The 14696-nt window shown below is 28.0% G+C and carries 9 protein-coding genes; 1 reads left to right on the forward strand and 8 read right to left on the reverse strand.

Annotated elements, in window-relative coordinates:
- Positions 1-2165, forward strand: a 2165-nt coding sequence (locus tag R7X45_RS03495) for a hypothetical protein (protein ID WP_318055918.1), incomplete at its 5' end; no start/stop codon positions are given.
- Positions 2166-2863: 698 nt separating this feature from the next.
- Here R7X45_RS03495 and R7X45_RS03500 read toward each other — a convergent pair.
- From R7X45_RS03500 to efp, 8 genes are all read right to left on the reverse strand, one after another.
- Complete coding sequence (locus tag R7X45_RS03500) at positions 2864-4987, reverse strand: hypothetical protein (RefSeq protein ID WP_318055919.1); 2124 nt, start codon at positions 4985-4987, stop codon at positions 2864-2866.
- 446 nt (positions 4988-5433) lie between these two features.
- Complete coding sequence (locus R7X45_RS03505) at positions 5434-6402, reverse strand: IS256 family transposase (RefSeq protein WP_318055920.1); 969 nt, start codon at positions 6400-6402, stop codon at positions 5434-5436.
- A gap of 1094 nt (positions 6403-7496) precedes the next feature.
- Positions 7497-8411, reverse strand: coding sequence for a hypothetical protein (locus tag R7X45_RS03510; protein ID WP_318055921.1), 915 nt, complete (start codon positions 8409-8411; stop codon positions 7497-7499).
- A gap of 113 nt (positions 8412-8524) precedes the next feature.
- On the reverse strand, positions 8525-9061 hold the full coding sequence (locus R7X45_RS03515) for a hypothetical protein (protein ID WP_318055922.1): 537 nt from the start codon (positions 9059-9061) through the stop codon (positions 8525-8527).
- A 497-nt stretch (positions 9062-9558) separates the two neighbouring features.
- Entirely contained in the window at positions 9559-10098 is a 540-nt protein-coding gene (locus tag R7X45_RS03520; protein ID WP_318055923.1) for a hypothetical protein, read from the reverse strand.
- Positions 10099-10490: 392 nt separating this feature from the next.
- On the reverse strand, positions 10491-11396 hold the full coding sequence (locus tag R7X45_RS03525) for a hypothetical protein (RefSeq protein ID WP_318055924.1): 906 nt from the start codon (positions 11394-11396) through the stop codon (positions 10491-10493).
- A gap of 300 nt (positions 11397-11696) precedes the next feature.
- Entirely contained in the window at positions 11697-13616 is a 1920-nt protein-coding gene (locus R7X45_RS03530) for a transketolase (RefSeq protein ID WP_318055925.1), read from the reverse strand.
- A gap of 1 nt (position 13617) precedes the next feature.
- Positions 13618-14181 carry an elongation factor P gene (efp, locus tag R7X45_RS03535; protein ID WP_010320807.1) on the reverse strand — a complete coding sequence of 188 codons (564 nt, stop codon included), beginning with the start codon at positions 14179-14181 and terminating at the stop codon, positions 13618-13620.
- Between the last annotated feature and the right edge of the window lie 515 nt (positions 14182-14696).

A 14696-nucleotide genomic window follows, 5' to 3' on the forward strand; every position in this document is an offset into this window, starting at 1 on the left:
TATTTGATAAAAAAACACAAAAAAGTAGCAAATTAACACTTAATTTTGTTGATGTGCCTAAGAAAATTGACCAAAAAAAATCTTCTGAGTTATTAAAAATTTTTAAGAAAAATTATAAATTTAACTCAGAAATTTCTAAACATTTAGCACAAAACAATCTTAGTGTATCAGAATATTTTGCTCAAAATCCTCAAAATTTAAATCTTGAGCAGTTTAATTCTTGATTTGCTTCAAATTCAAGTGAAAATTCGACTGAAAATACAAGTGAAAACGATAAATTTCTAGAAGAAATTAAAAATTTAATCCCTAATTTTAGCCCAAAAAGTGTCACTTTTTCAGTAAAAGAAAACAAAAATAATCCTAAAAATTCTAATATTGTCAATGTTGGACTAAATATTGAAGGTAATTTTACTGAAGAAACATTACTTCCTTCAGGTCTAAATCTTGGCGAAAATAATACTTACACTTTCAATTTTGAACTAGAATTTGATGCAGCCGAAGAAATTTATGGCGCATATTTTAAAAATGCAATTGAGAGTTTTGATCAACTAGGGTCACAAGATATTGACAATTTAAGCTTTGAAATCAAGAAAGATTTGCCAATTACAGTTTTTGCTTCAACAATTGATGATAAAATCCAACCTTTTTTAAATAAACCTTACGATTTAAAAAATATAACAACCCAACTAACCCCTTTTTTCGAGGCTCTTAATTTTTTTGCAACAAAAAGTAATAAAATTAATCAGACTCCAATAGTTTCAAGCACTGAAGAGACCACTGATCAGGCCTCTAATGGTTCAGATACTTCTGTGGCTATTCCTGCAAATGTTAGTGCTTTACCGACCTTATTCCAAGAAACATCAGAATCAGGTTTAGGTTCTTCCACAAGTTCAGAGCCAACTCCTCCAAGTTCAGATTCAAGTCCTTCTACTAGTCCAGATACAGTTCCAGCCCCAACTCCAAGTCCAACTACTCCTTCAACTCAACAATCTTTATTAGGTGATTACCTAAGAAAACTTCTTGAAGGTCTTGAAAAATCTGATTTGCCTGAAGGCACTTCTATTTCTTTTTCTAGAGAACATCAAGATGAGACCTATGAAATTAATCTTAAGATTAAAACTCCTAATGGAATTGAAAGAAATCTAACAATCGAACTTGATAATGTAAATAAAGAAAATAAACTTTATAAATCTTTTTCTGATAGCGTAAAAACTCACCTATTTTTAGATTGAAAAACTAATGTGGAAACTGAAACCGAATCTTTAGAAGATGGTCAAAAACAGCAAGTTGTAAAATCAATTTCAGCCGTTAATAATCCGAATTTTAAATTTAAGGCAAACGGAGCACCTTCGAAAATATCAAGTGAAAAAGTTCATATTGATGAACAAGAACAAGGTATTTATCTAGCTGAAGGTGGAATTTCTTTAGACAATGATTCAAATAGCGTCACCGATCTAAAATTAGAAAACGGCACTTCCTTCCTTTATGCTTTTAAACCAAAAAAATTGCCTGCTATGAACGTTCTCCAATATTTTTTACTAAAAACAGGTGAAGAAGCAAATGATTTTAACTTACTCATTGAACGGGTGTGAGACACCCCGGGCGTTTTTAAAATAGGTGCTGATTTTGTTCCTACCCCGCCGGCTAAAGGTTTTGATCGGTACAAAACAGATGGATTTCAAATAACATATAATGGTGTATTTATTGTAGTTGACCTAACTAAAGAGAGTTGATATAAGAAGGAGCAAGGACATCCGGAGACTGGAGTGGGATACCTATCAAACAATCCTCACACAGATTTTCATGATTTCCTTAATAATTCTGATTCCACTATTATTTTAGGTGTGGATGTTCAAAAAAAAGATGACAATAAATCAGTTATGAACATTAAGTTTTATTCTAGTGAATCTGATGATGCTAAAAAACCGAGATTTACCTGAAGTCGCGAAATACCAACTGGTGCAAAATTAAATTTTAAAAAAGGCTTTACTTTTGGTACCGCCAAATCAGAAGCTCAAAAACAAATCGACGAACAATTAGAAAAAGCACCATTTTCAAGATCTGAAACTGGGGTCACCTTTAAAGGTTTTGTTTTATTTGACACGCCTCAAACTGAAGAAGAATATAATAAACTTTTTGAAAAATTTAGATCCGAATATCTCTAATCACAAATTTTAATTACAAAAAAGCCTCGTTTTTACGAGGTTTTTTTGTAATTAAGCAATAGAATTTAAGTGCAAAACTAAAATCCCTAGTCTCCTAGTTTGATCAAATAATCTTAAAGAATTGCCCGGTTTTGGGCGCTTTCTTAACTTTTTTTTGGCAAAAGTTAATTACCTATTTTAAAACACTGCAAAAATCAATTTATGAATAAAATAACAAAAAGCATAAAAAAATACAACTACTATTTAAACTCAATGCAAATACAAAACTCGTTTTTATTTAAATTGAGCCTAAAAAAACATATGAAGTTTTGAAAGAACAATAACTAAAAGCCATAAATTTGTAGATTTCTAAACGGTCAAATTTAAGGCATCCTATCATATTTAAAAATATAATGGATAATTCGCATTTTTCGATTTTTTTATGACAAAAACATAACTAATCCCCCCTTAATTCAATATCAAAATTTATTAATTATTCTTAAGTGATGCTAATTATAACATAATTTTATTTTAGACCAAACATTTTTTTTCTTTTTTATAAATGCTTAATTTCAAAATAATAAAGATTAGGGTTTTACCGTAAAAAAACCCGGATTTACCGGTATTTTTGCATATTTGTATTCAATAAAAATTGAATTTTTACCATCAAACCGGGAAACTCAGGACTAAAAAATTTATACTTATTTTTAAATAAATAACTATTTTAAAAATTCATATTCAAATAAAATAGGAGCAATTTCTTCAAGATAATATTTTTTAAGCTTTTGTTTGATAGCCTCGATATTACCGTTTAATTCTGGATAGTCATAAATATATTTATTTGATTTTGCGTTGCCTATTAGTGTTTTTGTGTTTAGTTCTTCAATAATTTGGTATAAGCCATATTTAAAATCAGGCCGGTAATTGTTAGTTTTACTTGCAAGTTCAAGAATTCTAAATCACAAATTTTCAATTTCTAATTCTTCAGTAGTGCGCTTATAATTTTTCAATGTATTTAGAGCTAATGTTGGACTTTGATTTAAATTATCAAGGCATAAGTCATTTAAATAAATTTTGTCTTTATTTCTGGGATCCTCGAGACTTCGAATGTGATTTCAATTTGTTAAGGAAACAAAAAATAAATTTTTAAGTAAAAATTCTTTTAGTTCTGCACGGGTCTCAAGATCTGATAAAAAACGACTAAAGCCATCCCCAGTTTTTGCTAGATAATTTTTTGACCAGTCATTATCAATTGTTTTATAAATAGCACTACTAAAAGCAAGAAGACCGACAAGAAAATTATTTTTGTCAATTCAAAAGCCATTTTCATTATAAGCCTTAGCTCGTATCAAAGCGCTTGAGGCAAAATGAAGTGAAAAACTTGTTGTTTGAATATAGCCAATAAAATTTGGATCATCTAAATTTCTCGGTACTCCTCTTAAACTTTTTCCTGATTTTTTTGTAAAAAGTCCATTATAATCACATGCTAGCCCTAAATCTGGGTCTACTTTTTGGGGATCTGCTTTTTTGTATTTATAAATACTTTGGCTAAGTAAGGCATGAACTTTTTTTATTTTTGCTTTATTAATATAAATAAGTTCGTCAGTTATTGTATCAATGTCAAATACTTCAACTTCGATTTGATTAAATTCTTCTTTTTCAAATTTTCACCAAATACAAGAGACAAAATCTTGACCTGCATGAAAATGTTTTCTGTTAAAACCAAAACCACCACCAATTTTTCGTTTAACAAGATTTTGTCATTTAAAATATTTTACCGGACTAAAGACAACAAGAGCATCACCACTTTGGCGAATGTAATATTCAAATGCTGATAAAATAAAATAATTTGCAAGTTCATTAAACTCACTACCTTTGAGTTTGCTCTCTTCTTTGATTTTCTGAACCACATAATAGTTTTTTCAACTTTCACGGGATTCTTTTGCTGTTTTAAGTTTTTGTTGTTCCATTGAAGTTGGCTCAACATAAGGCGGATTTTCAAAAACAATTATTGAACATTTAGGATCATTAATATATTTTAGTAGCGTTTGATTTTTAATATATTCTTCGCTGAGTGCATTAGCTCCATTTACAAAACCTTGTTGAAAAGTGTTATCATTTTCAATTGGCGGGATAATATGTCTTACTTTGTCTCCTAAAAGTTCGACTAAAACTTTATACTCATAATACTCGTAAGTCGAGACAATAACATGAGATAATTCCTCGTCTGTTAGTCATTTTTCTAAATTTCCTGTACCAGCACAGCGGTCTAAAATTATATAGTCATTTCCTTCAGGCACTTCTGAAATTGCCCTTCTTAGCAGTTCATAAGCTTTAATTACATAAGGCTTTGGCGTATAAAAGGCTCCTAAATTTTTTTGCTGAATTTTTGTATTTAACTGATCCATTAAATATTCAAAACGAACATTTGAATCTTTTTTATAAGGATTTATATATTTAGCAAAAATATTAGGGTCGCGAATTTCGCCTAGTGTTCTAGTTTTTCCGGTATTATCACCGATAAAATCTTGTTTAGTTTTTCCAGGATTTTGACTGAAAAATTTATTAGCTCAGCCAACAATACAGTTTTCATCGATATTTATTTTGGTGTAGTGCTTTTCTTTGAGCAAAGCTATTAGTTCTTCTTGATCTGGTCCTGAATTTAGATCTAATTTTATTGGATTTATGTCTGTATGGAAATCAAAATTATTAGTGCTTGCAGCGCCAATATAAACTTTTTCAATGTGTTCTAAAAAGTCGCTGGAATTATAAATATATGCTTGGTTTTTGCTAAATGAAATTAAAAGAATATTCTTAGGAACTGGGATTCCTTTAATTCTCATTCTTGATAAATATTTTATTGTCTGAATTAAAACGGCATTTAAATTATTAATTTTTAACTTAAATTCCAGAATATTTCCATTAATAATTCCGTCAGTATAATTATTTTGAATTTGATCAATTGAAAGACTTTTATCAACTCTTGGGAGATATGTTTTATAAAATTCTAATTGAAGAGCAAGTTCACCTTGCTCTCTCTCTCTCTCTCTCTCTTAAAATGTCTTTAGTATTTTCCATAAGCGCCTTAATTATAAATATGCTTTTTTATTTTTTAATTAGAATTGCAATTTTTTCGATAAATCAAATAATTATAGAGAAAATTCGATTATTTTATTATTATATATTATTTACGGTTATTTTTTTAACTTTTTTAGCATTTCTAGTTTGCTTTTTAGGCAGTATTCATAATTTTGTGTTTTAAATTTTTATGGATTTTTCAAATAGAAATCTAATTTAATTTTACATTATTTAACCGATTAGGGAAAGTAATTTCTAATTGTTTTTTAATTATGTCTCAATTTCCTACCTGTTTTTGTCATTTTTTAGATACGTTTTGGAGCGTTAAATAAGTTATTTTTGAAAGGGAATCAACACTTTGAATTTTGCCATTTGTTTCTATATTTTGCTTAATTAATTTAATCACTGATTTAATTGGGTTTGTTGTATAAATTGATTGCCTTAATTCGTTTGGATATTTAAAAAATGTCGTTAATTCAGCGAAATTTTCATACCAAGACTTGATAATTAAAGGATATTTTTGGCCTCATTTTTTGGCAAATTCATCAAGATTTTGCATTGCAGATTCTTGATTAATGGCTTGATAAATACTTTTCATATCAGAGACAAAGTCTTTTTTGTCCTTGTAAGAAACTTTTAAAATCGAGTTTCTAACTTGCTGAACAACACATTTTTGAATATCTGTTTGCGGGAAAAGCGTTTCAATTGTTTGATTAATTCCGCTTAGATTATCGCAAGGAATTATAAGGACATCTTCCAGTCCGCGAGTTTTTAGTTCACTAAGAACATCAAGTCAATTACTTGCTGATTCGCTATTTTTAATCCAAAATCCTAGTGCTTTTTTATTGCCCTGCCAATCAATCGCAACAATAAGATAAAGTGATTTTTTGACAAAAACACCGTTTTCTTTAACATCAAAAAACATCCTGTCAATGTACAAAATTGGATAGAAATTCTCAATTTTTTGCGATTTTCACTTTTCAATTTCAGGTAATATTTTGTCAATAACTGAAGAAATTCAAGCGATACTTGCTTCTTTTTCATAGATAATTTTCATTATGTTAGCAATTTTTTCATATGACATCCCTGATGCAAAAAGTGAAATTACTTGCTCTTCGATATCGCTTAAATTTTTGCTTGGGTTGCTTTTTTCATAGTCTAAATGTTGGTTTGATTGCACCTTTGAGAGTTCCTGAGCGAAAGCTTCAAATATAACCGAAATTTTGTTGCGAGAATCTTCTTTTTTGAATTCTTCAGATTCAACGTATTTTTTAGCAAATTTTTCAATTTCTAACTCAAATGGGATAATTGTTTTTGCTTTTTTTCATATTTTAGCCCTTTATGATAAATTTTATCAAAACAGATTTACCTTAAAACACAAAATATTTAATATTCCTAATTTTGCGATAAATCAAATAATTATAGAGAAAATTCGACTATTTTATTTATTATACATTATTTATGGTTATTCTTTTAACTTTTTAGCATTTCTAGCTTACTTTTTACTGTTTTTGAATTGTCCAAGAATTATTTTGAAGATAAAATTCATTTTGCTAATCCTAAGTTTGCAAGTTTGATTGCAAAATTCGCCTTTTATTGAATATAAATATGTAAAAATACCCGTAAATCCGGGTTTTTTGACGGTAAAACCTTAATCTTTATTATTTTGAAATTAACCCTTTTCAAAAAAAAAAAAAAATGCTTGGTATAAAAAAAATTTCTGTTATAATTAGACTCACTAAGAATGAATTAATAAATTTTGATATTGAATTAAGGGGGATCAGTTATGTTTTTTGTCATGAAAATCAAATAGTGTGAATTTTCCATTATATTTTTAGATATAATGGTATGCCTTAAATTTAACCGTTTAGAAATCTTTAAATTTAGGGCTTTTAGTTATTGTTCTTTCAAAACTTCATATGTTTTTTTAGCCTCGCTGCAAATAAAAACGAGTTTTCTATTTGCATTGAGTTTAAATAGCAGTTGTATTTTTTTTATGATTTTTGCTAGTGTTTTAAAGTAAAAAAGTAGTTTAAAAATTTCGTAATTTTGCTTTTTTACTTAAAAACGTCGAAAAAGCAGACACTTTTTTAAGATTATCTCATCAAACTCGGAAACACAGGAAAATAAGAAACCTTCTAAATTTGTCAAGAGCCAATCACAAGTTTAATAAAAAATAATTAAAATCTCTAATGATTTAGGAATTTTAAGTATTATAGATCTAAACTAAAAATAACAAAAAAAGACTAATTTATCGCCTTATTTTTAGAATTATTAACTCATACTTTTGAAAATGGCATCATAGCCCAAAGGTTTTATAGAATATACAATTATAAAAAAAGCAAGTTGAACAATATGGGGAAAAGCAGCAAACAATAAAAATCTATTAAATTTAAGGTCAACTATTATAGTGGCTCTAAAAAATTCAACACCTAATCAAAATATGAATAAAAGTAAACCATAATCAATAAGAAAGTATATAAAATGGATAAAAAGAAAAACTTTTCAGTACTTTTCATCAATTTTTAATGTTTGATGTTGGCTATTAAGTAAAAAAACTTGCAAAACTATTTGGGCATAATATCTAGAAAAAATTCCACCAGGAATAAATATATTAACTCTACTTTCAAATGTTGCGAGAATATTTTTTATTATTTTGTTAGGATCTTTTTTATCAGTTTTACTTACCCCAGATCTAAAGTAGGTTACACGCCCTACAGCAAATTCATAATGCTTATTATAATCAAGGTCAGTTAAAAAATCAAATTTATTTTGTGGATTTAAGCCGCCCAATTTTTGTTTTACTTTTTTTGCTAAATAAAAATGGAATACTTTTTGCAGAAATCCACAAAAATACGTGTATGGAATATAAAAAATTAAATAAGTGCTTATTTCAAAAGCCAGTGTAATCAAATAATTATTAAAAAATTTAAGATATGGTTCTCTTAGAAAATCAATATTTGGACTTAAAATTAATGCTAAAACAACTACAAAAAAAGGAGGCGAAAAACTTATCAAGTAAAGCAATGCAAGTAAAAAATAATGCTTTTTTTCCTTATTAGGATTAAATTTAAAAACTAAAAAAGAAAAAAGTTTAAAATACAAAGCATTAGTCAAAAACGGCATTTTTGAAAATTTTTTTGGTATTTTAAGATTTAGAAATTTTTCAACTGTTAATCAAAAGTTCATTTTAAATTTCCTTGAATAAAGTAGCACTATTTTATATAAAAAGTCTAAAAACTATATTGATTTATTTATAATTTGCCTTTTTTAAGCCGTTTAAAATTCAATTAAAGTAATTTTTAACTTTCAAATAGCCAATATGTTACTCACGTCTTTGGATAATAAAAAAGTTGAGGTATAAAAGTAAACCCCATCCCAAGAAACATTAATGGTATAACAAAAACGGGAGTACTTTCAAAAAGTTGTTTATAAAGATCTTCAGTATTTGGCTTGCTTCAAAGAAAATATCCCCAAAATAGTCATATAGAGTATCATGAAAATATGAAATGTAGTGCTGTAAAAATAAAATAGATTATTAAAAAATATTTTCAGTTTTTTTGATTGATTTTTAATTCTGAACTTTCGGAATTAAACAAAAAAATTTGCAAGATTATATGAGAATAATATCTGGCTACATAGCCATGTTGTCAGTGATAAGTGTGTATTGACTTAATAATATTTTCAACATTTTGATCAGGATTATATCAATTTTGCCGTTCAACATAATGAACATAAAGTTTTCTTTGACATGCAAATTTATAATATTTATCATAATCAAAGTTAGTTAAAAAATCGAATTTATTTTCTGGATTTAATTGACCTAATTTTTGTTTCACTTTTTTTGTTAAATAAAAACTGAATATTTTTTGTAAAAAACTACAAACATATGAGTAAGGGAAATAGAAAATTAAGTAAGTAATTATTTCAAACAAATGCATTAAAAAATACTTGTCAAAAATTTTCAAATAAAAAAATCTTAAAAAATCACCATTATGAGTTAGACTCAGTACTGAAACAAGCACAAAAAAAGGAAAAGGGTAGCTTATTAAGTAAAGTAAAACAAGAAAAAAATAATGTCTTCTTTTCTTGTTGGGGTTCATCCGATAAACTAAATAATAAAAAAGTCAAAAATACACAAGATTAGATAAAATCGGGATCATTGAAAATTTTTTTGGTATTTTAAGATTTAGAAATTTTTCAGCTCTTGACCAAAAGTTCATTTTAAATTCCCTAGAATAATGTACCATTATTTTATATAAAAATTCTAAACACTATATTGATTTATTTATAATTTGTGTTTTTTAAGCTGCTTAAAATTCAATTAAAGTAATTTTTAACTTTCAAATAGTCAATATGTTACTCATGTCTTTGGATAATAAAAAAGTCTAGGAATAAAACTATAACCTATCGCAGGAAACACTAATGCTATAACAAAAACAACATCACTTTCGAAAAGTCCTTTATAAAGATCCTCAGTATTTGACTTGCTTCAAAGAGCATATCCAAAAAACATTCATATAGTCACTCATGAAAATATGAAATGTAGTGTTGTAAAAATAAAATAGATTATTAAAAAATATTTTCAGTTTTTTTGATTAATTTTTAATTCTGAATTTTCAGAATTAAACAAAAAAATTTGCAAGATTATATGACAATAATATCTAGCTACATAGCCTTGGCTTCATCAGTTATAATTCTTTATTGACTTAATAATATTTTCAACATTTTGATCAGGCTTATATCAATTTTGCTGTTCAAAATAGCGATCATAAAGCTCTCTTTTACACGCAAATTTATAAAATTTATCATAATCAAAGTTAGTTAAAAAATCGAATTTATTTTCTGGATTTAGTTGGCCTAATTTTTGTTTCACTTTTTTTGTTAAATAAAAACGGAATATTTTTTGTAAAAAACTACAAACATACGAATATGGGAAATAAAAAAATAAGTAAGTAATTATTTCAAACAAATGCGCTAAAAAATACGTGTTGAAAATTTTCAAATAAAAAGATCTTAAAAAATAACCATTATCAGTTAAACTTAGCGCTAAAACAAGCACAAAAAAAGGAAATGGGTAGCTTATTAAGTAAAGTAAAACAAGAAAAAAATAATGTCTTCTTTTCTTGTTGGGGTTCATCCGATAAACTAAATAATAAAAAAGTCAAAAATACACAAGATTAGATAAAATCGGGATTATTGAAAATTTTTTTGGTATTTTAAGATTTAGAAATTTTTCAGCTCTTGACCAAAAGTTCATTTTATTAATTAACCTAAGGAAATAATTGTTTGGAAAAAATCTATTGTAGATAATACAATTATAATTTTGGGGTTTACCCATCTTACCGGTTTTAGGGCAGCAGTTGCTGCTACTTGTACTTTTCTTAGTTTTTCCATTTGTTCCACTATTTCTTTAGCTGACAATGCAAGACTAGCATGAGACAATCCTTTTGAAATAGGATTTAATATATATTGAGTTCATGTTTCTTTAATAGCATCTCAATTTTTGTCATACACAAGAGAATTATAAGCGTTTTTGTAATCAACTGAAAGCCATGTTAAGATCCCGCCTGCAATAGTGTTAGCTATTGCAGATGTCCACATTCAAATAACTCCATAAGCCACTGCAAGACCGTAATTTATAGCAGCAAATGCGGCAGTGGAAACGTGTTGCTCCCAAAGCTTATTCGCAAATTCTTTCATTTTTAAATTAGGAGTACTCTTAGAAGAAAAGGATTGAGGCTTAACAAGTAAATCTTGATTTTGAATTTTGTTATTTTTTAAATTTTTTGAAGCAAATATTTTCTCTATATTATCGGCAGTAACACCTTTTTTTAGCAATTTTTCTTTAGCAATTTTTTCAAAGTTTAAATTCGGGTTTTGTGAAACTTCATCGATAAAATCTTGAAAATCTTTTTCAAATTTTGAAAAATCCTTAATCTGTTCTTTAGTATTTTCGTTAGTAGAAGAAAAGGACACAGCATTTTTTTGTTTTAAAGCTGAAATTACTTCCAGAGATTGGGATTTTAATGTTTTAGAGAAAGTTGTCTTAGATATATTTCTATGATTTTTAACAGTTTTTTCATTAATACTTAATATTAAAAAAGGTAAAGTAGCAACTGTTGTAAAGGTTGTTATTCCAAGGATAATTTTAAATTTTGATAATTTAAGCATTTAAAGCCTCCTTAAATTTGTAGTTAAATAAAATTATACTATAATTATATTAAAAAGGCTGATCAAATCGATGCTACTTGCAAACTTTTTACCGTCTACTTTGATTTTCTTATTAAATTATTATCATATATATGTTTAAACTTGTCTAAAATTCACTGCAAAATGCAAAATTGTAATTTTTAACCCTTTAAATTAAGCATTTTTGACTTATTTAATTTTGTCTTTAACTGTGAATTTGTGTTGTTTTATTTTAACACATCTTTTTGAATGTGTCTGAAATTAATCTGCTAATTAAAAAAATTAGGCAATAATTTTTTTAATTTTTTCAACAAGATCTTTGCTGCGAAAGCCAATTTCATCAAGAATGTCTTCTGCTGGGGCTGACATTCCAAAGGTATCATGACCAAAATTGTATTTTGCATGTGTTTTTCAACCAAAAGTAGAAGCTAATTCAAGTGAAATTGCAAAATTTGGATCTCAAATTGGTGTATTTTGTCAATTTGATAGAGAAATTAAATTTAAGTCTAATTCTTGAGCGACTTCTTTTGCTAGCCCTAATTCGCTACCGGTGGCAATAATTGCTCATTTTGATTTAGTTTTTTGAGCTAAGTAGGCTCCAAGTTTGAAATTATCTTTTGATTCAGCAAATGATTTGATATTTTGGCGAGTTAAAATTATTGCACAAGGTTTATCTTTGCTTTCAAGAGCAAGTTCGTAAGCTCCTTTTAGTTCATTTTCATCTCCAGGACGATAGACAGCAAAATTAGGAACTGATCTAAGCATTGCAAGTTGTTCAATTGGCTGGTGAGTCGGTCCATCTTCGCCAACCATCAAGGAGTCGTGAGTAAAAATGTAAGTTACTGGCAATTTCATTAATGATGAGAGTCTTAAAGCTGGTTTTAAATAGTCAGCAAAAACAAAAAATGTTGAAACAAAAGGACGTAAAACTGAGTGAAGGGCAATTCCGTTTGCAATTGCACTCATTGCAAATTCGCGAACACCAAACATTAAATTTCGACCTTGATAATTTTGGTCACTAAAATAACCATCCGAACCTTTTGCTTTTGTTGAAACTGATAAATCAGCTGATCCACCGATTCAATAAGGAACTTTTTTGGAAATATAATCAAGAATTAAAGACGATGTTGCCCGGGTTGCCTGGTTTTTAGGAAGGTCTAAATCAATTTCTAAATTAATATTTTGCCCTTTTTGTAAAAATTCTTCAAGTTCTGGCGAAATTTTAAAAGCTTCTTTTTTAGCCCGGCTCCTTTTTACAAGTGTTTTTTGCCAGTGTTTGCTAACTTCTGGGTCAAGATAAAAATCTTCTTCGTGTTTTCATTTAAGATTTTTCTTTAAATTAACAATGTCGCCTCCTAGCGGAGCACCGTGAACTTCGGTAGTGTTTTGTTTAGTTGAACCTTGTCCAATAACGGTTTTTATTTCAATAAAACTTGGTCTTCGGGAAGCTTTTGCCTTAGAAATTGCTTTTGAGATCAATTTTACATCATCTTTTGGCACCAATTGGTAAAATAAACCTTGAGATTCAATTCGTTGTTTCATATTTTCGCTAAAAACAACGCTTACTGGTGAGTCAAGTTGAATATCATTTGAGTCATACAAAACAATGAAATTTTTAAGTTTTAAATGTCCAGCTAGCGAAAGTGACTCATAGGAAATTCCCTCCTGAAGATCACCATCCCCGCAAATTACATATGTGTAGTGGTTAATTTCTTTGAATTTTGCATTTAAATGTGACTGAGCAAGAGCCATTCCAACGGCCATTGCAATTCCTTGGCCAAGTGGTCCAGTTGTTGCCTCAATTCCAACAGTGTGACCGTATTCTGGATGTCCAGGTGTTTTTGAATTTTTTTGCCGAAAATTCTCAAGATCTTCTTTTTTTAATAAACCTAAACTATATAAAAGTGAATAATAAAGCGAAGATGCATGACCTGCAGACAAAACAAAACGGTCGCGATTAATTCAGTTTGGATCACTGACATCAAAATTTATATGATCACGAAAAAGTGCATAAATCATTTTTGAAGCACTAATTGCAACACCAGGGTGACCAGAATTTGCCTTATTTATTGCTTCGTTACTGTGAATTCTTAAGGAATTTACACTTAATTCTTCAAGATATTTAAACTTTTTTTTGAATTTATCAACTTTTTCTTTAGATTCTAATTCTGCTGCATTAATTGTTTTAGTGTCGTTAGTCATTTTATTGTCCTCCTCTTGAAACGTATTTTCCTTCTTCGGTTGAGACTACTATAATTTCGTCTTCTTTAATAAATAAAGGAACATCAATTTCAAAACCAGTTTCTAATGTTGCCCTTTTTGTTGGATTTGTTGTTGTATTACCTTTTACGGCATCAAATGTTGAGGCAACTTTTAATTCAATTTTTGGCGGAAGTTCAATATCTAAAATTTCATCATTAAATTTACGCAATTTTACCTTAACACCTTCAGATAAAAAATTGAGTTCTCAGGCTATTTTTTCATTATCAATACTAATTTGCTCATAAGTTGAATCATCCATCAAAACACTATTTTGACCTTCATTATATAGAAAAACCATTGTAATTTTGTCAATACGTGCTTTTTGAACCCTTTCACCACCTGAAAATGTCTTAATAGTGGTAGATCCTGAGCGAAGATTTTTAACTTTTGCTTTTACGTTTGCTTGTCCGCGACCTTGTTTTGAATGTTGTGCTGAAATTACGACAAAAATTTCACCTTCAAATTCAAAGGTGATTCCAGGTCGAAATTCATTAACATTAATCATCTTACCGCCTCCTAAACTTGAAATAATAGCTATTATACCATAAAATTTCATTTTAAAAAGCGATTAAATTTAAAAATATAAAGTATGTTAAATTTAAAACAGCAAAAAACGCTGTAAAAACAAGTTTAGTAATTTATATGCTTTTTAAGGTATTTTTTTAAAAAATTTGGTAGGTATAAACCTAACTACAAAACGGGAAAAAATTGGTCTGTTTGACCGCCTGAGTTTGACAGTTTGATGGCAAAAATTCACTTTTTAGTTGATCTAAATATGCAAAAATACCGGTAAATCCGTGTTTTTTGACACTAAAATATTAAGTTTATTATTTTAAAATTAACATTCTGCAAAAAAAAAAAAAAAATGTTTGGTTTAAGAAAAAAATATGCTATAATAAATATCACTTAAGAATAAATTAATAAATTTGATATTGAATTAAGGGGGAATTAGTTATGTTTTTGTAATAAAAAAATCAGAAAATGCGAATTATCCATTATATTTTTAAATATGATGGAATG

It is taken from the genome of Mesomycoplasma ovipneumoniae, from assembly GCF_033343935.1.
Lineage (GTDB): Bacteria > Bacillota_I > Bacilli_A > Mycoplasmatales > Metamycoplasmataceae > Mesomycoplasma > Mesomycoplasma ovipneumoniae_G.